The 22469-nt window shown below is 39.3% G+C and carries 19 protein-coding genes and 1 other RNA gene; 4 read left to right on the top strand and 16 right to left on the bottom strand.

All coding sequences use genetic code 11. From position 1 onward, the window contains the following. Nucleotides 1-43: 43 nt before the first annotated feature. Entirely contained in the window at nucleotides 44-1885 is a 1842-nt protein-coding gene (locus QUE03_RS05845) for a tetratricopeptide repeat-containing sulfotransferase family protein (RefSeq protein ID WP_286266082.1), read from the top strand. Here QUE03_RS05845 and QUE03_RS05840 read toward each other — a convergent pair. The 4 genes from QUE03_RS05840 to QUE03_RS05825 all read right to left on the bottom strand — a co-directional run bounded on the left by QUE03_RS05840 (nucleotide 1867) and on the right by QUE03_RS05825 (nucleotide 8741). Beyond that, nucleotides 1867-3027: an aspartyl/asparaginyl beta-hydroxylase domain-containing protein gene (locus QUE03_RS05840; protein ID WP_286266080.1), complete on the bottom strand. Its 1161-nt coding sequence runs from the start codon at nucleotides 3025-3027 to the stop codon at nucleotides 1867-1869. The genes QUE03_RS05845 and QUE03_RS05840 overlap by 19 nt on opposite strands. Before the next feature lie 11 nt (nucleotides 3028-3038). Next, a complete protein-coding gene (locus tag QUE03_RS05835; RefSeq protein WP_286266078.1) occupies nucleotides 3039-3944 on the bottom strand; it encodes a class I SAM-dependent methyltransferase in 906 nt (301 codons plus the stop codon). A 9-nt stretch (nucleotides 3945-3953) separates the two neighbouring features. Beyond that, nucleotides 3954-5783: a 2OG-Fe(II) oxygenase family protein gene (locus tag QUE03_RS05830; RefSeq protein ID WP_286266076.1), complete on the bottom strand. Its 1830-nt coding sequence runs from the start codon at nucleotides 5781-5783 to the stop codon at nucleotides 3954-3956. Nucleotides 5784-5924: 141 nt separating this feature from the next. After that, entirely contained in the window at nucleotides 5925-8741 is a 2817-nt protein-coding gene (locus QUE03_RS05825; RefSeq protein ID WP_286266074.1) for a TonB-dependent receptor domain-containing protein, read from the bottom strand. A gap of 680 nt (nucleotides 8742-9421) precedes the next feature. Here QUE03_RS05825 and QUE03_RS05820 point away from each other — a divergent pair. Together QUE03_RS05820 and QUE03_RS05815 are read left to right on the top strand one after the other, a co-directional pair. Continuing rightward, a complete protein-coding gene (locus tag QUE03_RS05820) occupies nucleotides 9422-10195 on the top strand; it encodes a sulfite exporter TauE/SafE family protein (RefSeq protein WP_286266070.1) in 774 nt (257 codons plus the stop codon). Then, entirely contained in the window at nucleotides 10186-10833 is a 648-nt protein-coding gene (locus tag QUE03_RS05815) for a primosomal replication protein (RefSeq protein ID WP_286266069.1), read from the top strand. The genes QUE03_RS05820 and QUE03_RS05815 overlap by 10 nt, the downstream gene beginning before the upstream one ends. A gap of 2 nt (nucleotides 10834-10835) precedes the next feature. On the opposite strand, the gene QUE03_RS05810 is transcribed toward QUE03_RS05815, so the two are convergent. Next, on the bottom strand, nucleotides 10836-11927 hold the full coding sequence (locus QUE03_RS05810) for a tryptophan 2,3-dioxygenase family protein (protein WP_286266068.1): 1092 nt from the start codon (nucleotides 11925-11927) through the stop codon (nucleotides 10836-10838). A gap of 123 nt (nucleotides 11928-12050) precedes the next feature. On the opposite strand from QUE03_RS05810, the gene QUE03_RS05805 reads away from it, so the two are divergent. Next, nucleotides 12051-12317, top strand: a complete 267-nt coding sequence (locus QUE03_RS05805; protein ID WP_286266067.1) for a late competence development ComFB family protein — start codon at nucleotides 12051-12053, stop codon at nucleotides 12315-12317. Nucleotides 12318-12321: 4 nt separating this feature from the next. On the opposite strand, the gene QUE03_RS05800 is transcribed toward QUE03_RS05805, so the two are convergent. The 11 genes from QUE03_RS05800 to QUE03_RS05750 form a co-directional block, all read right to left on the bottom strand. Continuing rightward, nucleotides 12322-12999 carry a flagellar brake protein gene (locus tag QUE03_RS05800; RefSeq protein ID WP_286266064.1) on the bottom strand — a complete coding sequence of 226 codons (678 nt, stop codon included), beginning with the start codon at nucleotides 12997-12999 and terminating at the stop codon, nucleotides 12322-12324. A gap of 157 nt (nucleotides 13000-13156) precedes the next feature. Continuing rightward, an RNA gene (gene ffs, locus QUE03_RS05795) (signal recognition particle sRNA small type) lies at nucleotides 13157-13253 on the bottom strand. A 103-nt stretch (nucleotides 13254-13356) separates the two neighbouring features. Continuing rightward, on the bottom strand, nucleotides 13357-13941 hold the full coding sequence (locus QUE03_RS05790; RefSeq protein WP_286266062.1) for a 1-acyl-sn-glycerol-3-phosphate acyltransferase: 585 nt from the start codon (nucleotides 13939-13941) through the stop codon (nucleotides 13357-13359). A gap of 1 nt (nucleotide 13942) precedes the next feature. Further along, on the bottom strand, nucleotides 13943-14836 hold the full coding sequence (locus tag QUE03_RS05785; RefSeq protein ID WP_286266059.1) for a DUF3014 domain-containing protein: 894 nt from the start codon (nucleotides 14834-14836) through the stop codon (nucleotides 13943-13945). A 179-nt stretch (nucleotides 14837-15015) separates the two neighbouring features. Further along, nucleotides 15016-15654 (bottom strand): maleylacetoacetate isomerase, encoded by a 639-nt coding sequence (maiA, locus tag QUE03_RS05780; protein ID WP_286266056.1) that lies wholly within the window; start codon nucleotides 15652-15654, stop codon nucleotides 15016-15018. 1 nt (nucleotide 15655) lies between these two features. Then, nucleotides 15656-16645, bottom strand: coding sequence for a fumarylacetoacetate hydrolase family protein (locus QUE03_RS05775; protein WP_286266054.1), 990 nt, complete (start codon nucleotides 16643-16645; stop codon nucleotides 15656-15658). Nucleotides 16646-16912: 267 nt separating this feature from the next. Continuing rightward, nucleotides 16913-18466 (bottom strand): transcriptional regulator TyrR, encoded by a 1554-nt coding sequence (gene tyrR / locus QUE03_RS05770; RefSeq protein WP_286266052.1) that lies wholly within the window; start codon nucleotides 18464-18466, stop codon nucleotides 16913-16915. A 117-nt stretch (nucleotides 18467-18583) separates the two neighbouring features. Continuing rightward, nucleotides 18584-18922 carry a 4a-hydroxytetrahydrobiopterin dehydratase gene (locus tag QUE03_RS05765; RefSeq protein WP_286266049.1) on the bottom strand — a complete coding sequence of 113 codons (339 nt, stop codon included), beginning with the start codon at nucleotides 18920-18922 and terminating at the stop codon, nucleotides 18584-18586. Nucleotides 18923-18931: 9 nt separating this feature from the next. Then, the gene (phhA, locus tag QUE03_RS05760; protein ID WP_286266044.1) at nucleotides 18932-19744 is read right to left on the bottom strand and encodes a phenylalanine 4-monooxygenase; all 813 of its coding nucleotides are present in this window, start codon (nucleotides 19742-19744) and stop codon (nucleotides 18932-18934) included. A gap of 180 nt (nucleotides 19745-19924) precedes the next feature. Continuing rightward, the gene (locus tag QUE03_RS05755; RefSeq protein ID WP_286266042.1) at nucleotides 19925-20941 is read right to left on the bottom strand and encodes a YcjF family protein; all 1017 of its coding nucleotides are present in this window, start codon (nucleotides 20939-20941) and stop codon (nucleotides 19925-19927) included. Next, nucleotides 20938-22368, bottom strand: a complete 1431-nt coding sequence (locus QUE03_RS05750) for a YcjX family GTP-binding protein (RefSeq protein WP_286266038.1) — start codon at nucleotides 22366-22368, stop codon at nucleotides 20938-20940. The genes QUE03_RS05755 and QUE03_RS05750 overlap by 4 nt, the downstream gene beginning before the upstream one ends. Nucleotides 22369-22469 lie beyond the last annotated feature (101 nt).

The raw sequence follows: 22469 nt of genomic DNA, 5'->3' as shown, positions 1-22469 counted from the left end.
GCACTACCTGTGCATATATCCTTTAGTAAGAATCAAGTAGCATATGAATTTTGACCAAGCATTGCAGGCAGCAGAGCAAGCACAAAGAAGTGGAAACATTGACCGTGCGCGTGAGCTTTATGAAACGATCATTTCTCATTCAAGCCACACCGACGCGCTATATGGCCTAGCGACAATATATCTACAAACAAAGCAGTTTGCCTTGGCCATCCCACTATTTAAACAGGCGCTTAAGCAAGAGCCTAATGCCGCTGATATTGGCTACAACTATATACTGTGTTTAAAAGAAAGTGGTAACATTCAAGCTGCACTATTAGTTGTTGATGAAATGAAAAAGCATGCATTGCTAAACCGCGAGATAGCGATGGCATATGCCTTTGTTTCATACCAAATGAACAGTTTTGACCGTTGCATTACATTATTAGAAAAACTAAATGATAATTCGACTAAAACTACCCATCTATTAGCCACCTGTTTTATGCAGACCGAGCAATGGCTTAAAGCAATGGAGCTGTGGCAGTCATTGGCTAAAGAGCAACCTCAAAATTGCCTGCTCTACAAAAACCTATCCATAGCAGCTTCCAAGGGAATGAAATACGAGACAGCTATTGAAGCATTTGAACAGGTCGTTCGACTTGAGCCCACGAGCGGTAACTTTGTCAAATTTGCAGACTTGTATCTAATCGCACATGACAGTATTCAAGCTAGAGCGAAAATATCGTCAGCTATTGCAATGGGAGATAAAAGCCTAGGTAGATATGAAACAGAGTGCAAAATATGCCGATTTGAAAACGATCGAAATGGCGCATTGCTTGCTGCAAAAGCAGCGATTGCCCTAAAGCCTAGTTCAGACTTTGCCTGGCAGGCAATACAAGAGTTTGGCGACAAGCAAGACAATGAAACTTGTGTTAATAGATTAGCCACCTTAACCCAAGACACTTCATCAAGTTCTTTTGAGTTGCAGCAAAACCTATTCACCTATGCGAAAGCGTTAGAAAAAACCGCTAATTATGCGCTCGCTTTTGATCAATTCACCAAAGCAAAGTCACTTCAATATCAACGTTTTTGCGACAACGGCAATCAGTATGATAAACAAGAAGTTGAGCAACAATATCAACATTTAAGCTCGATCCCCTATCAAGCGATGAGTAAATCAAGAAAAGTTGAGCATATCTTTATTGTTGGTATGCCTCGTTCGGGTACTACCTTAATCAACCGTTTACTTAGTCAACCAAAGCACAACAAATCTTGTAATGAAAGTAACGGCATAGCAACTTGCTTTGAAAATTCGCTTTTAAAGACAAATCGAAATCCAGACCAGCTTGCTGATTTTTTATCTGAACATCGAGCAACCCACCACCATGCATACCGTGATTATGTTGGCATAGAATCACAGGTATTAGTCGATAAAATGCCTCATAACTTTAGGTATGTTGGCGCAATACTAGCGACAATCCCTAACGCGCGCATTATTCAAATGCGCAGAGATCCGCAAGACTTGGCATTATCTATATATTCACACCAATTTCATGAATATCACAATTATGCTTGCCAGCTTGAGCATATAGCACACGCGATTGTTCAAGCGAATAAACTGATGGACTCTTGGAAAGCGCAGTTTCCTAATCAAGTCATTGATCTCAATTATCAAGACTTTGTTCAAAAGCCCTTAGAACAAGGAAAAGCCTTATTCGAGTTTTGTGAGCAAACTTGGGACGACAGTTACTTAGATTTTTATAAGCAAAGTGTACCAAGCTTTACATTCAGTGAAATACAAGTAAGAAAGCCGATAAATACCAGTAAAATAGGTTACTCAGAGCATTATCAAGAACAGTTTGCTGAATTTAGAAGGTATTATGAGCACTACTACTTGGCAGGTAGATAACTAGTCCGCTTTAATAACCACTGATTTCTGGCGTTAAAACTTTGTTGGATTGCCAGTTTTTCATTGTCATTCAACTCAGGGTGCCAAATGGAGAAAATTAAAACAACGCGATCTTTATCACTTAAATTTATCGCTTCGTGTTCAAAGGAATCGTCAAAGACGACCGGCTCACCTTGTTGCCAATGATGTTGTTCACCCGATACACTCAAGTAACCATCGCCAGGTATAATAATTGGCAGGTGTACTGTTAAACTATGATTTGATAAACCATAATGCGGCGTAATATGTTGGCCAGCCTTTAACACAGAAAAAAACACTTCAAATGGGTGTTGTCCTAAACCATACAGTGGCAACCGTGCTAATATCGCTAGCGTCTTAGGAAAATAAGCTTCAATATCGTGATTTATCTTGCCATCCTTGTAAATATGCAATGCAGTCCAATTTTGTTTTCCAGCAAGTGCTTCAAACTCTTTCTGAGTATAACTTTCGTCTAGGTATGGCAGGTATTGCTCTTGAACTCGTGTATTTAGCGATAAGTATTCTAGCTTTATTGACTCAAACTGTTCCTTGACCTGTGCAGCCCAGCTAAATTGTTCACTTTTCCAGATTGCTGTCGCTGTTAGCTCAGGTAAATAAAACAAATGGGGAAGCTGTTTTTCGTGCTTGTATTTAAATTGTGCATTATGCGTTTGAGGCCAAACACTATTCTTTACGTGCTCAATATCTATAAATTCATTCAGTTTATTTTGATGTAACAAACTAAAATGGTGCCTTAAAGCCAAATCTGCATTATAAGATCTAACACGTGTTTCATATGATGTTTGCTCATCAAATTGAAATTGGGTCAATCTTGCATCTAGATCAACGCCAAGCGATAAAATCGAAACACCTTGTTCAAACTGTCCCTGCTTCAAATAAAAGCAACCTGCATACAAATATACTAATACATTGTGCTCTATCGTTTTTAAACAATGTTGATAAGCTAAATCAGCCAATGACTTTTCACCAATTTCTTCTTCAACAACGGCTAAACGGTAACTTTGACTTGCATCGTTTTGATTAGCTTGTACATATTGCCTTAGCAGTGTCAGTGCAGCTTTGTTTTGCTTCGCTTCAAAAAGCAACTCTATTTTATCTAACACTTAACCACCTATTACTTTCTACCATTGATAAGCCAACCAAATATCAACTCTGGCGCATTAAACGGATTTAGCACTTTCATTTTAGCGCTTTCTGGAACTAAGCCAATCAGCTTGATTAATTCTTCTATGTTTTCTGCACTCATTGCTGCCGCTTTTAACTGATTTAAGCGAGAAAGTTCAGCCTTTATGCGATTCATTAAGTTTTCAACAGTGAGCCTGGCGAGTTCATTATTCCCTTGATGCTCTTTAAGGGAGATTATCTGTCCAATAACTTGATAAATTTGACCGGTGACATCTTTAGTCAATTGACCAACGTATTTATCCATATAGGCTTGACCACATTTATCCAATTGATCGGCTGACAAATTGTTGTCAATGTAAGCCGTTAAATGAACAAGCAACCCTTCAGGCTCAAGGAGCCAATTAAGCTCGTCGTTACGCTTTGAGGATGAAGTTAGGATTTCACTGTTGGGATGATGTATGACTAGTTGACACCTGCCCCCTTTTTTTAACACCCGGCTAAGCTCTTTAGATGCAGTTTTAACGTCAGCATATTCAAAGCCAAATTGACTGGTGACATAATCAAAAGAGTTACTCTTAAAAGGCAGAGCACTAATATCAGTGTTGCCCATAAAGCGGACACTACCAATTTCTTCTTCACTTGCACTAGTTGAAGGAGATATAGCCGCATAGTCGACTCCGACTAAATTTAAGTCTTGTCTTTCATTATGAATAGCGTGAATAACACTGCCATTACCCGTTGCCAGATCCAATAAATGCTCATTAGGGCTCGAATTTTTTACAAATTGCTGCCACAAATTCATCAACAACTGTTGATCTTGCTGTTGTGATCTAGCAATACAACTATCTAAATGACTATCTTGCCAATAGCAAGACCATGCTTGATTCTCATTCATACACTCACCTTACACTGGAACAACATCAAAAGGAGATGTCAAACGATAGTCATTTTCGAGCCCATTAAAAGCAATAGTTCCATGCCAAACATAAGATGGAAATAAAGCCAGTGTACCTGCTTTAGGTTCTATAATACGTTCAATTTTTTCACGATCACCTAAAAAGAGTGAACTCTCACCAAATTTAATTGCTCCGGCTTGTGGATGTGTTTGCTGTACTTTTGTGAAATCAGGCATATTGACGTAAAAAGATGAACTTAACCAACCTGCAGGGTGAACATGGTTCACATGAAAGCCTTGAGGCTTTAGTTTTACCGACCATGAACCAGAAAATTCAAATGCATTAGCCTTACGAGACAAGAGTGGATGGTTGTTATCGTCAGGTAAATTTGAGATATGTTCATTAACCACTTCTGACAAACTTTGTTTTAATGCGCTAATAACAGGATGTGGCTTGTACAATAATCTTCCAGGCGTTTGAGTGCCATGTTTCAACGTTTGTTTTAAAGGCTCATGCTTGGTGTTATGCATTGACAACAACACGTGCTCTAAGTCTTTTAAAAACGCTGGCAGGCTTTGATATCCCTTCGGCGTTGGTATTTGATAACCTCTAACAAATCTCTGGTAATCAATTAACCATTGGTATCTATCGTCCCCAACTAACCGCCAACACAAACTTTTGTAGGCAATAAGTAACTGGTTATAGGGCGCAATTTTCTCAACCTTCGCCACTAACTCTTGCGCTCTTTCATATTCATATTCGACGATTAGAATACCGATTAAATCAAGAGCAACATCTACTTTAAAGGACATGTTAAGAGACTGTTCAAACGCTTCTATGGCGGCACTATTATTTTTTTCTTGCGCGAGCAAGATACCTTTTGTTTTCAAAAGTTTTGGTGTTTTTTCAATAGACAGTGCTGAAGTCAACGCCACTTGTGCCAACTCAGCTTTATTCGCATTGATCAGTGAGTCGATGTAGGCATAGTGAATGTCCATATCCGTGGGTAGATGCTCAAGCGCTAATCTAAAACTATGACCAAAACTGTCTTTCTTGCCCGTCTGCCAATAAAATTCATTAAGCGTGGAATGAACATCTATTGCCTTTGGATTTTTATTGAGTGCGCTCCAATAAAACTGCTCAGCTTGCTGATAACGCCCTTGTTCGAAAAGAGTGTTTGCGGTGTTAAACTCTACTTCGGGAATGTTTGGGTTGATTGCACGCGCCTTGTTAAAGCACACCAAAGCTTCATTTAACTGCTCTGATAATTTGTACGCCAAGCCCATATTATGTAATGCATTAATATAATTGGGGTCGATATTAAGGGCTTGTTGATAATATTTAATCGCATGTTCAAATGACTCTTGAGCTTTATAAATATTTCCAAGCTGCGTTAATACTGATGGATCGTTCTTTTTAAGAGCAAGTGCTTTTCGCAATCGCCCTTCAGCCTCTTTAAACATGTTTTTTTCAAAATAGGCCAAAGCACTATTTTTCAAGGCATCAAAAAAGTTAGGCTGTAATTTTAATGCATTATTATATGAATTAAGTGCTTCATCAAATTGTTTAAGCCCTAATAAACAATTGGCAAAATTATTATGTACTGCGCTTTGGTTTGGATTTATGGAAAGGCTTTGTTCGAAACTTTTAATTGCCGCATCAAACTGGCTTTGCCCTTTGTAAGCTAATGCTAAGAGGTGGTATAAATCACTTTGCTTTGGAAATTCATGAATGAGTTTGTTCGCACCAGTAATAACTTGTTGGTAGCTTTTTTGCTGTAACAACTTTGACAATTGTTGGAGCTGTATTGCCAATTGCTGCTTTCTTTGTAAATTCATTACGCTAGCCGATACTTCTTTTAATTTATTGTAATAAATTAGCCCATAAATAAAAACAACAATCAGCTCAAAGTTACTTAACTGTAGCCAAAAAAAATGGCCAACCGAAGTTGACCATTTTGTTCAAACTAAAGCTTTAGCTTAGTTGAATGTGTAAGTAGCACTTACGAAGTAACGTGGACCCATAACGTCATATAACTCAGGGAACGTGTTAGCTTGTTGCTGTGAATCACCTAATGCTTGTGGCTCTTCATCGAATACGTTTTTGATACCAGCGTTCATTTTCAGTGAATCACTGAATACGTAGCTAGCACTTAAGTCAACGTAGATTTTAGAATCTAACTCAGGAACAACTAAGTCGCTGTGAGATAGATCTTCATCAACCATTAATTGGTCATCTTCAGTTTCACCGATGTAACGGATTAATGTAGAAAGCGTTAAGTCACCAGTTGTCCAGTTAACACGAGTGTTAGATTGGAACTCAGGACGTGGCGTACCACATGTGTTACCAAAGTAACCGGCACATTCGTTAACATTGTCTGGTAACTCAGCAATTGGAGTTGTATCAAACTTGTCTAAGAACGTTGAACGGAACTGAACGTTTAAGCTTGAACCATTACCGTTAAAGCCAAAGTCAAACTCAGTATTGTAAGTTACGTTAAAGTCAACACCAGCAGTTTCAATTAAACCAATGTTTTCGTTTAATGATTTAACTAAAGAAACGTTACCGTCTGCACGACGAGTAATGTTTTGACACGTTACATCGTTGATGTCTTTTTGGATGTTGTAACAAACGTCTAATGTGTTGTTTACACCGTAAGAAGCGATTGCATCTTCAATTTCAATTGAGAAGTAATCGATTGTAACGTCTAGGCCTTCCATTGGTTGAATAACTAAACCAACAGTTAATGTATCTGAAGACTCTTCAGCAAGGTTAGCATTACCACCGAATGAACCTTCGATTTGTGAGTTAGCTTGTGTGAACACACCAACTTGACCAGGAGCTACACCAGTAGCTTCACAAAGTGCAACATCAGTTACGCCAGGTTGGAAACCACCAGCAGAACATGGATCCGTTGCACCTGGGAAGCCGTTAGCAGAACCTTGGAAAAGCTCAGCAACGTTAGGAGCACGTACAGCTTGTTGGTAACCAATACGAGTTGAAATCCACTCAGTTGGTGCCCAGTTAACAGCACCAGCGAAAGATTCTACGTTACCAATGTTAGAGTAATCTGCGAAACGAGCAGCACCCCAAAGACTTAAGTCTTCAGCCATTGTTTTACCAGCAAGTACTGGGATTGAGATTTCTGTGAAGAATTCATCAGAAGCATAGTCACCAATTGTTGCTTCACCAGCGTTGAAACCTAATACGTCACCACCAGCTAAGAACTCGTCTGGACGGAATGAAGATTCATCTTGACGTTTTTCATAACCAAATACGATACCAACTGGCTCTTGAGCGCCTGGCATAGTGAAAGGTAATGTACCTGCAACGTTAGCCATGAATACTTCTTGGATAACTGAAGTTACGTTAGATGCACCAACGTTTACGAAATCAACTGCTTCTTGAGAAATGTTACCAGCACCAAAGATGTTCATTGGTACACAACCACCTGAAGGATCTTGACACGCTGTACCATCGTCAGTTACTAAAACTGCTTGACGGAAACGAGAAGCTGCAACGTCATTGTTTAATAAGTTAGTTTGGTCAAGCATTGAGCGGCTATAGAATACATCGTATGACCAATCGTCATTAATGTAACCGTCAATACCTACTAAGATACGGAATGCATCACGAGTATCAATAGATTGACGTGAACCATTCTCTACCATACGACGACCAACGAATGCAGAAACAGTTTCGCCACTTGGTAAGCCCCATGCATCTTGAACTTCTTGAGAGAAGAACACGCTGTTCGGGTTAAGTTCTACTGTAGTGAAAGCAGGAGTAGGTGCTAATTCTTGTGGTACATAGTTACGAATGAATGAAACTTCAGAATAAATTCTGTGTTCATCAGTAATGTAGAAGTGAGAGAAAGCACTTGCTGAGTATCGTTCTTGTGGTAATTGTAAGAAGTTATCTGGTGCGTAGTTAAAACGTGAATCAGGTTCTACCCACGGTAAACCTTCGCCGTTTGGACCAAATGTACCTACAACAGTACCGTCAGCTAGAGTTGGACCACCCCAGATACGTGTACCAGGAACACCTGATGAACCACCAGCAACTAACTCGTCACCGCTTTCTGTTAAAGCAACGTTAGAGAACGAACGGTCGCCTTGGAATAATGCTTCACGCTTAGAGTAACCTAAGTAAACAACTGCGTTACCACGGTCATCAGCAAAGTTGCCACCCATAGTCATATCGAAGTTGAACTTCTCTGCGTCGCCTTCATCTGTAATATCGTAAAGAGTTGAGAATTCAACACCTTCGAAATCATCTTTCATGTTGAAGTTAACAACACCACCGATTGCATCAGAACCGTATACAGCAGAAGCACCACCAGTGATGATTTCAACGTTTTCAATTAAAGAAGCTGGGATTGTGTTCAAATCAACTACGCCATCTTGGCGAGAAGGAACCCAACGACGGCCATTAACCATTACTAACGTACGAGAAGTACCTAAACCACGTAAGTTAACTGTCGCTGTACCATCACCTGGGTTGTTAGAGCTAGGACCAAATGAAGGAAGAGTAGAAGGTAATTCAGCAAGCTTTTGCTCAACGTTTAAGTTACCTGAGATAGCGAATTCTTGTGCGTCAACTTCGATGATTGGCGTTACAGCAGTTAATTCTTGGCGCTTGATACGAGAACCAGTAACTTGGATTCGTTCAACGCTTTCTTCTGCAGCAGCATCATCAGCAAAGGCCATAGCACTAGGCATAGCAAAAGCAGTTGAAGCAGCACCAGCAGCAATAGCAAGCCTAACAGCTCGAGTGAGCTTATTATTTTGATACATTGTATACTCCCTGGATCACTTTCGTGATTTAGTTTTTTAATATCAAGGCTATTATTTTGCCTTGTTTTGTTTTATTTATCGGTCAATGACCTGATCTGTCGCATAGGATAGTAAACTCAATTCGTTTACATCGTCAACACCATTTATAACAATTCTTGTTACATAACTCACAAAAAGTAATAACAATTTACATGTTACTGCAACATCTTTTTACCCTACTCACCGAACACAAAGTTGTAACACCCGAACAAAAAAAGAGGCTCACGAATATACAAACCAAACCAACAAGCAATAAAACAGCGCAATAACAACAACTTAACTTAATACAAAAAAGCATTACAATGTGTTTGTATTTCGTTCACAAGCAACTTTCACCTAATTAAGTAATAAAAGTTATATGTAACTAATGATTTACATATCGTTAATTTTTAGGAATTAGAAAAATTTCAATATTGGAAACTTTTTTTCGATGCAAAATAACGGTACCTAGTTTATAAAATCGACAAGACTGAATCTGGGCATGTAAACTTTCAACGAACTTTCAAGCAGTGACAAAGGGATTTGAATCTGTCTAATAGCTCTTAATACTAATGCTTTGAGTTCTAACTAAGACTAAAATATCAATTAGCTTTTTAAGCCGTTGTGGTACAATCTTTTCAGATTAATTTTGAGGCTAATGAATGGAACCTGTTTTAGACATTACAATGTGGGCGATTATTTGTGGTGTTGGTTTTGTAGCTGGTTTCATAGATGCAGTTGCTGGGGGTGGTGGTATGCTTACCGTGCCCACGCTACTCGCGTCAGGCTTGCCTCCTCATGTCGCATTGGGTACCAATAAGTTAGCCGCTACATTTGGATCTTTTACTGCGTCATATACCTATTATAAGAAAAAGCTGTTCAATCCCCTCTTTTGGAAGTACTCCCTATTAGCCACCGCAGTCGGCGCAATTATGGGTACACTTGCCGTTAGTTTAATCAGTGTTGAGCTACTCGAAAAAGTACTACCTATCATTATATTAGCAACAGCAGCTTATGCTTTTTTCACCAAGAGCATTCCATGTCATACGCACACTTTACCCGAGAAAACACCACAACTAATGACTAAGCAGGTAGCTCAAGGATTAACATTAGGTTTTTACGATGGTGTAGCCGGTCCCGGTACAGGTGCTTTTTGGACCACGTCCAACGCCGCACTTTACCGACTAAATATATTGATGAGCTGTGGCATTGCTCGCTCATGTAATTTTGTCAGCAACATATTCTCACTCGCTTTATTTGCATATTTGGGACATATCAATTTATTGGTCGGCTTGTCAATGGGCCTATTTATTATGATCGGAGCTTGGGTAGGCGCACATTCGGCCATTAAGTACGGTAGCAAATTTATCCGCCCTATTTTTATTGGTATTGTACTAATACTCTCTCTCAACTTGGCATATAACGCATGGTTTTAAATAAACACCAAAAAGCAATTGCTCGCTTGCACAGCATTATTACAGAGCTAGCAAAGCAAGCATTACAAATAGACCAAGAAAATAGTCAATTAAAATCACATCGTAGAATTGAAGATAAAGCCCTATTTTCGAGTAATTTGTTTTCGACGCAATCAGATAAATACCATTTATATGTCAAAGAAATAGAACGGAAAGTAAAAGAACTACAAAAGCATATTAGCTATGAAAACTTTACCGTGGTCGATAATTTACTGCCAAGCCTCGAGCGACAAATTGCAGCGATCACTACTGCCCTTTCAGCCAATGATTCTATTCATCGCAACATTGACAATGCCTTTAAACCAAGACAGTTCATTAAAAATAAGTATAAGAAAACGGCTAAATTAATCATGCAGCCAACACATGAGCTGTATTCAAAACTCTCAGAGCATAATGAGTTTGAAAGGCGCTTAGCGCTAATGATTGCAGAACGCGAAATGCTACGTAGTAAGACATCAAACCATAGTGCAAACAATGAGAAATTGAAACTTGAAATACTGGCGTTACATCAACGACTAGGACGATGCCGTCAAGCTATATCAATTATCGAACGGGATATAGAGCTCGCCGAAAAGCGAGGCTCTAAACCTAACCGCTAACCTTAATTAGAAAAATGGTACCCGAGTGCTCGCTCAACCTCTTTGGGTAGTTCAGGTAACGCACCTTTGGGTAGTAAAAAAGTCGCTAAATTAAAAAAATCCTGGAAGATACGGTTACTTTCAGTCGTCCGCCTTAAATAATCATGGCCCGATGAACCACCAGTACCAATTTTGCTGCCTAACATCCGCTGTACCATCATCATATGTTTATATCGCCACAGTGTTAGCATTTCATCCACTTCGGTAAGACAAGTAATGAGCTGAAATGGCAAGTTAAAAACCGGTTCATCACGATACATATTGATAAAAAGTGCTGATAATGTCGCGCGATGAGACAACCTAAAGCGCCCTGCCTCCCTCACTTGTTCAAATTTATCTGCATCAAGTAACGCATCAAAGTTGGCTCTGGTATTGGTATGCTCTTTAAGCTGCTGTACTTTCTCTTCATCGTTGAGCATATCATTTTGTTCAATGATAGATCGCTCCTGATCTAACATGCTGTCTGTCGCGTCTTTATAAAGCTGCCAAAACTTAAACTCGCCAAATTCTAAAAATGGCATACGCTCTAACCACGATTCAACACGTTCAAATAAACTTTCCTCTTGCTCGAGGTTTTCAAGAAATTCACGATGCTCATCTGTCAACCGGTTATAAAAAGATGCTTTATCAAAATCAATTCTAAATTTAGATTTTAAGCCCAGGCTAATTTCCAACACTTTAAATTGAATACTCTGAAAGCCCGATGCCGGTACAAGGAAATTTCTAAAAGATAAAAAATCTTGCGGTGTCATGGTTTCCATCACGTCAATTTGTTGATTGAGTAAGGCTTGTATTTTTATGACGCGTTTCAATCTATGTACAACAGTAGTTAAGTGCTGATCTTTAACTTCATCTTGCGAAAACACTTTCATCACAGATGAAAGTTCATGCAATATTTGTTTAAACCAAAGCTCATAGGCTTGGTGAACAATGATGAATAAAGTTTCGTCGTGTGCTTCTGCACCGTATTGACCACTCACAGGCTTTTGGGCATCAAGAAAACTGGCAAGCTTTAAATAATCGCCGTAATAACAAGGTTCTATATTTTTTTTCATTTTAATTAATTAACTGCTTTCCCCAACTAGTTTATACACTTTATTTACGAGGTAAGGTTAGCTTTTTTTTATCGGTCGGGTTAGGCTTAAACAGATTTCCTAAAATTATTTTAGAGGGTTTAAATGAAAATTTCTGATGATATACATAATTACTATGAAAAATTAGTACTAGATCATTTTGAAGAATTAAAAGTAGAAGAAAATTATGATATTGACTTTATCGCCGATTTAACCTGTATCGTATTAAACCAATTGCCAACGCGATATATTCGACATGAAGTTGACATGGCATTTTACCTTCCTGCGTCTGAACGATTTGAAATGGAAAGCAAAGTAAAGGTCGCCGTGGTCAAAGCACTAGACTTTATGAAAACCCACCCTTCAGCTTAAACCATTATATATCTTGCTCGATAAATAAGTGTTCGAGAATTCGGTGCACTTGTTTATCGTCATCAATAAACTGAATACCTACATTAACTTTTCCATCTAGATAACGACTGTTACATACCCTCGCCTTAATATAAAACTCCTCAAGTTCAGGTAACTTAATCGCAACACCAATATCTCGTTGATTCACTTTGATCTTGTCATTATTGCTTTTGAAGGCAAAACCACAACCTTTAGATGAAATATCACCAATTACGCCCGAAATGGCTTTTCCATTACTTTCTGCTTTATCACTAAATGTCATGATCCTAGCGGGTAAATGAATATTGATACGTTTTTGCATGCGTAGCTCACGATTTTCTATGTTTTTAGGATACTCAAGTACTATTAGTTTACCTGGTGTTAACGTTACTTGCTTTACCGCAGCACGAAACGCAAAACACTGCCCATGTGCACCTTCCATTAAATAGCGAACTATCAGCATATTGCCTTCAACTAAGACATCACTGAAGCTTTTCATCCTATTAGGCTCGGGATGATTTAAGAGAATATACTTCCCTATTTCATAGCCAACTAAAGAGGTTTTAAATCGAATAGGCACTGGATGATTGATTTGAATATCGACAATTTTACCTGGTAGTAATTCAAAATATTTAAATGCAGTGTCCATTGCTTTTGCATTCATACAGCACAAGCCATGTTTTTTTTATAGATATAAGTGAGTGTAATAAGCTCAGATCAATATTACAACAGATTAATATTAAACATAAAAACGAGTAGATTAGTCAAAAATTTGGAGAGTGAATACAAGTAAAATTTGAATATTTTGGATTAGGTGGTAACCCTCACAGCCACACTCCGGCACATGAGTCGTCTGCTGCGGTTGCTTCCTTCCGGACCTGGCCGAGTTCACAGAGTATCATTGCGGAGGGACCGAAAGGGTCACCATAGTACTATTAAACGAACAAAATTTTTTATTCGTTTAATAACGGCGCGAATTATCGCTAATCAAAGTAGTGGATGCAAGCACTAGTTCAGATATTTACACTGCTTGCGGATTTTTTGCACAAGCTGAAGAAAAAGCCGCTTTCACACGAACTAATTCTTGGGAAATATTGTCATCAATAAAGTGTGGTTGTCCAAACCTAAGCTCCTTGACGTCGTAATGCAGCGTTACGGTTACCACAGGAATATTAGCTAAGTGAGCAATAGATAAGAAACCTGTTTTCCATTCTTTTGTTTTACTGCGAGTTCCCTCTGGCGCTAGCGCAAGTATCAACTGTTCATGGCGCTCAAATTGTTCAACCATTTGTTGCACCACACCGTGTTTTTTTTTGCGATCGATTGGAATACCGCCGAGCTTTAATAACAACTTTCTAAAGGGCCAAATAAATATGGCATCTTTACCCATAAATTTAAGCTTTAGGTTCAATGTCAGCATGATCGCAACACCCACGACAAAATCCCAGTTCGAGGTATGTGGTGCAACAGCATAAATAGCTTTAGGGTAGTGGGGTATTTCTCCTCTCACCTTCCATCCAAGCACTGATACTACTGCTCTTCCTAACCGGTTCCCGATAGGCCGATAAACCGTAGGAATACAATCTGGCACTACAGGTAGCTTCAACTTATTCTCCGCGACGACGACCTAATTTGTCACTAAACTCCAATAGTACGGATTTAATCACTAGTAGGTTCTCTTTACCTAGACGTAACAATAACTTATCAGTATCTGAAAGTGATTCCAACTCATCAGATTTATATTTGTACATGACGCTCGGACGAATTAACACCACCTCACCTTTTGGTATATCCATATCCAGTACACGTGTAATAGCCTCTTGCATGGTTTCGGTAAAATCATCCTCGGGGTAACCAAGCTCACCATAAGCCTCATCTATAAGTGGTTTAAGTTCAAAATACCAATTAACTAAACTTTCAACATCAAATGAACGCAAGAATTCCACATAAAGATTGAAACGTTTAGCCGAATTTTCGTCCCATACCCACTCTTGCATTGGGCTATTCTCGTCAAGAGGAACGCCATCGAATTTCGTTGACGGCTTAACTAAAGGGCTATGTTCATAAGCAATAATGCCCTGTGAGAAGTTATCGGTAAAAACGACCAAACGTCTGATCATGTCATCATCTATAACCAGCTTTAATAGCTCCTTGCGCCAAGTTAAAGAGGTCATTTTCTCTTTTATCCAGTTATCACTTTCGCTCAGTAAGGGAAGCGGCTCTTCTTCAATGACAGGCTCTTCTTCAACTATGTCCACTACGTCTTCAACAAATGACTCAGGGATATCCTCAATGATAGGCTCTTCAATCACTTCCTCAACAATGACTTCTGGCTCTGCGACAACCACTGGAGCAACCTCTTCAACTGGAGCTGGAGGCTGTTTTTCGTCTAAGAATAGGAAGTAAGCGAGCCCTGCCAACAGCACGACAATAATAATGACAACAACAGTCCAATTGTTCTTGTTGGGTGATACTTGTGGATTTTCAGGTGATTGCTGCATAGTTTGCTTTTAATGTCTCTTTGATGGGATTAAACATTCGAAAGTATAGGTCATTGCACCTTTTTTTATCCTAAGATGCAACCATTTACGTCTTGTTGTTAGACAAATAATTGTTAAAAAGTTTTATTTTGTGCAAGAAAAAAGGAAGCATTGCTTCCTTTACTATTAAAGATGACTATTTATTGAGCATCTGGCTGATTTTCCGGCAGTGCCGCGATAAAAGCAGGGTGTTTTTCGCAGTTTGCCATGATTCGCCCTATCGTTTTATAAGATGTTAAATCAACACCAAAGCGTTTAGCGTTATACAATTGAGGGATCAAACAAATATCCGCTAAGCTAACCTTATCACCAAAACAATATTTTCCTGCGCAGTCAATGACTTGTTGCTCGAATGCAGATAATCCTATGGTCATCCAGTGATTTACCCAATCAGATTTTTGTTGCTCTCCCACCGCTAACTCTTGCGTTAAGTACTGCTGAACACGTAAGTTGTTTACGGGGTGTACCTCACATGCAATATCAAACGCTAACGCTTTAATTTTTGCATTTTGCTCAACGTCATCAGCATATATTGACGGCGTTGGGTACTTAGCTTCTAAATAATCAATAATTGCCAATGATTGATTCAGTTTAAATTCACCATCAACTAACGTCGGGACTAGGTGGGTTGGATTAAGCGCGACATAGTCATCACTGTGTTGCTCCCCACCATTTTTAACAAGGTGCACCGCAATTGAGTCAAACTCAATTGCTTTTATGTGCATCGCTATCCTTACACGGTAAGCGGCTGAAGAGCGCCAGTATCCATAAAGTTGCATATTATGCTCCTTTATATTCAACCACTTGCTGGTCTATCGCACCAAAAATGCTTTCACCTTCAGCATCAAACATTTCAATGCGAACGGTATCGCCGAAGCTCATAAATGAAGTGCTAGGTTTACCATCGGCAATAATTTCCAACATGCGCTTTTCCGCCAAGCAGCTTGAACCCGCAGAACGGTCATAGTTTGAAATAGTACCAGAGCCAACAATACAACCAGCTGATAAAGGGCGTGTTTTAGCTGCATGGGCAACGATGGTTGGAAAATCAAAAGTCATATCAACACCACAGTTAGGTTGGCCAAACAGTTCGCCATTTAAATGCGTGGTCAGTGGTAAATGTAATTTCTTCCCATCCCATGCGTCATTTAACTCATCTGGTGTAATCGCAACTGGTGAAAATGCACTTGATGGTTTACTACCGAAGAAACCAAAGCCTTTAGCAAGCTCCCCTGGAATTAGATTTCTTAAGGAAACATCGTTGACTAACATTAGTAACTTAATATGCTCTTGAGCTTGCTCTGACGATACACCCATAGGGACGTCGTCAGTAATGACTGCAACTTCAGATTCAAAGTCAATTCCGTACTCTTCAGAGGCGACAGGAATTTCGTCATAAGGACCAATAAAGGCATCAGAGCCGCCTTGATACATCAGTGGGTCAGTCCAAAATGTTTCAGGCATTTCAGCATTTCTAGCTTTTCGAACAAGTTCTACGTGATTGACATAAGCACTACCGTCAGCCCATTGGTAAGCACGAGGTAAAGGTGATTCACATTGCTTTTGATCAAAAGCAATTTCACCTTCAACAGTGCCTGCATTTAATGCTTGGTAAACAGCATTAAGCTTGTCAGCTGCTTGCGCCCAGTCATCAACCGCTTGCTGCATCGTTGTGGCAATATCACTAACCACTACCGCTTTTGACAAGTCACGACTAACGACGACTAATTGACCATCTCTGGTGTTGTTTTTCAATGTTGCTAACTTCATAAAGCCCCTACTGATACGAATATGACGTAAGTAAACTTCGCCTACTTACTTTTGTTTTTAGATTGAAAGAATTTTACGTTAAACCATCTGAAAAACCAGTATTTACAAGGTTATTTGTTTAAGTATCGCAAAAGTAAAAGTGTTTACAAATGTTTGCAGGATTTAGTGGTCGGTCAGTGATATTTTAGTGGCGTTTGAGGAATAATGATGGCTGGCACAACAAAACACAAGTATTGCGCGCCAGCATATTAGAAAAACAGGTTGGAACTATATCTTTACAGTTTTCTTGTTAATATCATATTCACGTAATTTATTGGCGATGGCTGTATGACTTAAGCCTAATTTCTTGGCGAGCTGTCTTGTACTTGGGTAGGCAGGATAAAGTTTACGCAGCAAGTCAGCCTCAAAACTTTTCACTGCGGCATCAAGTGTTCCTTCAAATTCCTGCTCTAAATAGCCGTGTTCTCGTGTGTAGGCGGGAAGCTGCAAATTTTCAGTTTCTATTTCATTACCTTCAAGTAAGGAAACCGCTCTGATCATCACATTTTCCAACTGCCTAACGTTGCCAGGCCAAGGATAGTGTTCAATAAAATCTCGGCAATCTTCACTTAAGCTTAAATTACTTTTTCCTGTTGGGTGAGCGGCTTTTGTCATGAAATGATCAGCAAGCGGTATAATATCAGCTCTACGCTCTCTTAGTGATGGTAGGTTTAACCCCAGCACATTAAGGCGATAATATAAATCTTCTCTAAATTCCCCAGCTGCAACCATACTCAGTAAGTCCTTATTGGTCGAACTGATGAAGCGAATATTCACTTTAATTTCTTGCTCATCATCTACACGTCTAAAGCAGCCGTCCTGAATTACGCGCAATAACTTAATTTGCAATTTAGCTGACATTTCACCAACTTCATCTAAAAATAGCGTGCCATTATTTGCTAGTTCAAATAACCCTCGTTTACTTTTAGAATCAGTTGATATTCCACTACCAAACAACTCTGACTCCGCAACGTCATCTGGTAAAGACGCACAATTTAACGTCATAAACGGATGTTCAGAACGATCACTAGCGCTGTGGCAAGCTCGTGCAATAACTTCTTTGCCGACCCCTGTTTCGCCAACAATCAGCATTGAAGAGTCTAACAAGGCCATACGTTTTGCTTCTCGTACGACCTTGCGCATTGCACTGCTCGTTGTTTGAATTCCTGCAAAATTATTATCATTTGACTGCTTAAACGCACTCATTTGCTGACCCAAACGTGCTTCAGATTTTAAGATTAACACAGCTCCAGCAAGTACAGAGTCACCATCTTCATCATCAACATGAATAGGCAGAATATCTGCCACAAAATCTTCATCTTTAAATTTCAAGCGGCGGGTTTGTGCCAAAACTTCGTCGTGCTCAAGCCATTTAATGACATTAAACCCCTTCAGCCATTGAGCAACTTGTTCGCCAACAATTGCTTTTATTGGCTCACCAATAATGGAAACTGCAACATCATTAGCCATACGAACATTGCCACGTATATCAATTGATAAAAAAGGATCCGGAAACGTTTTTGCTAGTGTTGCCAGCTCATTTCGCTCCCGTTCAGAGGGCATAAAGGGTGTTGTTTTTACGTCGATGACGCCGTCAGTTAATCTTAACTGAGGCATAAAGGTTTGTAATTCTGAAAATTCTAGATTAGGGATGTGAATGAAAACTTGACCAGTGCCCGTTATCACATCAATACCTTTAATATTGATCTCATGTTCGACAAAGATGCCTAGCACTTTCTGAGCAATACCGACACGATCCTGACAGACAATTTCCAATCGCATTTATTTTAGCCTTTATTTTCAGTAGTAAAGGCAGCTATTGTAAACTATTTTGTACATTAATAAAGCCCCTTTTAAAGGGGCTTTATTAATTTTTTTTCGAAATTTTGTAAGTTTTGATTACAGCAATTTGTCTGTTTTCGCTGCACATATAAAATCATTTCGATGTAGTCCCTTAATTGAATGGCTCCACCAAGTCACCGTTACTTTACCCCATTCCAATAAAATAGCAGGATGGTGAAATTCAGCTTCCGCTAGTTCAGCAACTTTGTTTGAAAAAGCCCATGCTAATTTAAAATTTTTAAACTTGAACTCACGCTCAAGCATCATAATGCCGTCACGTACTTCAGGAATCCAATCAGGAATTTCCCTGATCAACTCGGCTAATTCTTCATCACTCACTTTAGGTGCGTCTACGTGACAAGCTTCACATTGTTGTGTTGATAATTGAGATGTCATTACTTTTCCTTAACTGGCCATTTTTTCTTTGGGTGGAAATTTAGGTTTATGCAAACCAAGTGCTCTTGCTTGTGAAACTAACTCCATTAAGTCCAATGCGCGTATCGCATCTAAATCTGACATTTTCTCGATCATGAAATAGATAGGTTGCATGATATCGATTCGGTATGGAGTTCGTAAAACATCGACGACCTGTTCTTCGTTCGTCAAAAATTTTAGCTGTGCTTGCCCCTCTTGCATCGCGTAATCCGTTTCTCCCGGTGACGACAATATACCACCACCATAGATACGCATGCCTTGCTTAGTTTTCATTAGACCAAACTCGACAGTAAACCAATACAATCGTGCCAATGCAACACGATCTTCTTTGCTGGCATTTAAACCGATTTCACCATAGCGTTGGGTGAAAAGCGCAAACGCTGGGTTGGTCAATAACGGGCAATGACCGAATATTTCATGAAAGATATCTGGTTCTTGCAGGTAATCAAATTCATCAGGTGTTCGAATAAAAGTTGCTACCGGAAATTTCTTCTCAGATAACAGTTTGAAAAACTGACCAAAACCGATTAATGCCGGCACTTTGTAACATTCCCAACCTGTTGATTCTCGTAAGACAGAAGACACTTCTTCTAATTGTGGTACTCGATCCATGGGTAAGTTGAGTTGGTCTAACCCTGACAGAAACTCGTCACATGCTTTACCTTCAATACACTTCAGTTGCCTTTCGAACAGAGATTTCCAGGTTTTATTTTCTTGTTCTGTCCATTGGATAATACCGTTATCATCAGCATCTTTGGAGACGTACTTTGTCGCCTTTGCCATTTTAATATTCCTAATAAGTCCGTGCTTTGGTCACGTGTAGATGCATTTATCTTAAGTGATAGGAACCAGAAATAGGAAGAACAAGCCAACGGTCAAAAATAGTACAATAACTGACAATGTAAAGTTAAAAATACACCTCTTGTCAACACATAGAACTTTATCAATAGAAGTGTGAATAAGTTATTTACTCGGCATTAGCTGCTTGATCTGCTGGATTACTTCTTTTCTCACTTGCGACAATTTAGGGGCATTTTCATCGAACGGCATCGGACGACAAAGGTATATAGTTTTCAACCCTAACCGTGCGGTAAGCATGCCTGCACCTAGGCCTTGCGCTAGTTTTCCAGATAATCGTCCAAGAATATCAGCACCCAACATATCAACACTAACGTCAGCAACCACTTCGCTCGCACCTGCGTAGAGCATATTAGTTAAAACTTGTTTGACCAATTTAATGCGACTCCAATAACCTAGTTTTAAGCCATACAAACCTGCCACTTTATCGACCATGGTTAAATTACGCCATAGCATAATTAGCATATCGAGCAGCGCTATTGGACTTAGCGCCACTAATACAACAGATTCTGATGAATATTTTGCAACTTCAGCTAATGCTTTTTGATCAACCTGTGTCAGAACAATTCGAGAATACAATTGAAGTAATTCTTCATGGTTTAGTTCATTTATTTTAATTTCTCGCCATTTCTCTAGTTGCTCCGAGCTTAGATCACATGGCAAATTTTCTGTTATATCTTCGCATAATGCCTCGATGTCATCGTGGCTAGTATTTTCATCAATATCATTGATTTCTTGACGCAACTTTTCTCTCGACTTTAATTGTCTTAAACCTGTAAATTCACGAAGTAAACTACTGCTGGTCAATAACAGGATGCAAAGTAGCGCCAATGCATATAATCCAGTTAAAATAGGTGATTCAACGAAGCCAGCTGTGAAAAAATCAAACAGTTCGAATCCTACTACGCCGCTAAATGCGACAAGTAATATACGCTTTAACCAACTTGGCTTGGTTTTATCTTCTTGTTGTACTAACTCAATATCTTGTTCTAGTTCAATCGGTTGCCAATCACTGTTATCAACAATTATTTGCTGGTTTTGCTCATCACTCGCTTCTACATTGAGGTCAATCTCTTGCTCGCCAAACAATATTTGCTGTTGATATTTGGTTTTCTCGGTCATTTCATTTTGTCTCCAAGCAAAAATTGCAACACCTGATCTAGTCGCAAGTGCGGTAAGCATTCATGACTTGAAATCGCCTGTTGTGGGGCAAATGATATAAAGTTAAACGGTGTGCTTTTCCAGTATTCTTGGTCTGGCAGTTTTTTCGGTACTGCTCCCGGAAATAAGGTTATCGTTTTGTCATCGTCAGCTTTACGTCCTTTGATCACAGGAATTTTCTTACCTTGATGGAACGTTTGGCCACTGTCAGTTGTCTTCACTGATGAAATAGCTAATGTTTTCATGGTGATCGCATCAAAATTCAACTGATGTTTGCTTGCATGAGTCAATTGATTCAGTAGTGATACTAGTGCGGGGTGCTGCTCAGGCGTAACATGATCTGATTTCGTTGCTGCAAAGAGCAACTTATCAATTTTAGGTGAAAACAGTCGTGAAAGTATATTTGATTGTCCGTAGTGATAACTTTCTAAAATCAAACTGATTGCATGCTGTAGATCTTTAAAGCTCTCCTGCCCTTTATTAAGGGGAGATAAACAGTCAGCCAATACGATTTGTCGATCAAAGTGTTGGAAATGTTTTTTATAAAAGCGTTTTACCACACGCTCTCGATATTCTAAATACCGAGCACGGAGCATTCCTAAGAAACTGGTGTCTTCAGCATTTTGATAGGCATTGCCGTCTATATTATCAATGTCGGTAAAAGGAAAAAATTCTAATATAGGCGCCCCTTCAAGCTCGCCAGGTAAAATAAAACGGCCAGGCTGGATAACTGAAAGGCCAAGTTCATTTCTAAACAAATGTAGTAGTTCGGTGTATTCTTTGGCTAATTCAGTAAGTTTGTCTTCATCTGCAGTTTCAAGCGGATTTATTTGAGCAACTTTATCAATAAAACTCTTCGCATGCTCAGCCCTTGGCGCTTGTTGTAATAGTGCAAGCATTTCAGAGGACCATTGCTCGTACGTTTGTTTTAACATCGGTAAATCAAGCAGCCATTCGCCTGGATAATCAGTTATATCAAGCGTCAAGGTCGCCATGTCTGTCGCATACTTTAGGTACGAATCTTTAGGCTTGTAGCGAATTGCTAGCCTTATTTCACTGATCCCCTTCGTCGGCTCTGGCCAATGTGGGGGCTGATGACAAAACGCAGACAAACAATGTTCGTAATCAAAACGGCTAATATGTAGGTTTTTCTGTGGGACTCGTTTTGCGGCGATAAATCGCCCTTGATGTACCGGATTGAAAAAGCTCATTTGCGATTCATTACTTTCGTTAACGAGTTGATTCACGAGCGAAGTAATAAATGCGGTTTTGCCGCTACGGCTTAAGCCTGTCACAGCTAAAGTAACATGCTGATCCAACGAACGATTAAGTAAATCGCCTGCTTTGTATTTTATTTTGTTGATTTTTTCTTTACTGAACAGCGCCATAAAACTATTTATCTATGCTTTAGAATGAAAAATCTTTTTATTGATGGTAACTATTTTTACCGGCAGTTAATAGAACTAATGTTCAGGATTTGCCTTATTTG

The organism is Thalassotalea atypica, assembly GCF_030295975.1.
Taxonomy (GTDB): Bacteria; Pseudomonadota; Gammaproteobacteria; order Enterobacterales; family Alteromonadaceae; genus Thalassotalea_F; species Thalassotalea_F atypica.
Note: the sequence above shows the minus strand (reverse complement) of the source record. Positions and strands in the feature narration are given on the sequence as shown.

Bases quoted from the DNA above. Each gene is read 5' to 3' on its own strand.
- QUE03_RS05765 (WP_286266049.1), bottom strand. From the start codon at position 18,922: ATGACATCTCAATTATCAACACAACAATGTGAAGCTTGTCACGTAGAC.
- QUE03_RS05820 (WP_286266070.1), top strand. From the start codon at position 9,422: ATGGAACCTGTTTTAGACATTACAATGTGGGCGATTATTTGTGGTGTT.
- QUE03_RS05800 (WP_286266064.1), bottom strand. From the start codon at position 12,999: ATGAATGCAAAAGCAATGGACACTGCATTTAAATATTTTGAATTACTA.
- QUE03_RS05815 (WP_286266069.1), top strand. From the start codon at position 10,186: ATGGTTTTAAATAAACACCAAAAAGCAATTGCTCGCTTGCACAGCATT.
- QUE03_RS05775 (WP_286266054.1), bottom strand. From the start codon at position 16,645: ATGAAGTTAGCAACATTGAAAAACAACACCAGAGATGGTCAATTAGTC.
- QUE03_RS05755 (WP_286266042.1), bottom strand. From the start codon at position 20,941: ATGACCGAGAAAACCAAATATCAACAGCAAATATTGTTTGGCGAGCAA.
- QUE03_RS05835 (WP_286266078.1), bottom strand. From the start codon at position 3,944: ATGAATGAGAATCAAGCATGGTCTTGCTATTGGCAAGATAGTCATTTA.
- QUE03_RS05830 (WP_286266076.1), bottom strand. From the start codon at position 5,783: ATGAATTTACAAAGAAAGCAGCAATTGGCAATACAGCTCCAACAATTG.
- tyrR (WP_286266052.1), bottom strand. From the start codon at position 18,466: ATGCGATTGGAAATTGTCTGTCAGGATCGTGTCGGTATTGCTCAGAAA.
- maiA (WP_286266056.1), bottom strand. From the start codon at position 15,654: ATGCAACTTTATGGATACTGGCGCTCTTCAGCCGCTTACCGTGTAAGG.
- QUE03_RS05825 (WP_286266074.1), bottom strand. From the start codon at position 8,741: ATGTATCAAAATAATAAGCTCACTCGAGCTGTTAGGCTTGCTATTGCT.
- QUE03_RS05805 (WP_286266067.1), top strand. From the start codon at position 12,051: ATGAAAATTTCTGATGATATACATAATTACTATGAAAAATTAGTACTA.
- QUE03_RS05845 (WP_286266082.1), top strand. From the start codon at position 44: ATGAATTTTGACCAAGCATTGCAGGCAGCAGAGCAAGCACAAAGAAGT.
- QUE03_RS05810 (WP_286266068.1), bottom strand. From the start codon at position 11,927: ATGAAAAAAAATATAGAACCTTGTTATTACGGCGATTATTTAAAGCTT.
- QUE03_RS05750 (WP_286266038.1), bottom strand. From the start codon at position 22,368: ATGGCGCTGTTCAGTAAAGAAAAAATCAACAAAATAAAATACAAAGCA.
- QUE03_RS05785 (WP_286266059.1), bottom strand. From the start codon at position 14,836: ATGCAGCAATCACCTGAAAATCCACAAGTATCACCCAACAAGAACAAT.
- phhA (WP_286266044.1), bottom strand. From the start codon at position 19,744: ATGGCAAAGGCGACAAAGTACGTCTCCAAAGATGCTGATGATAACGGT.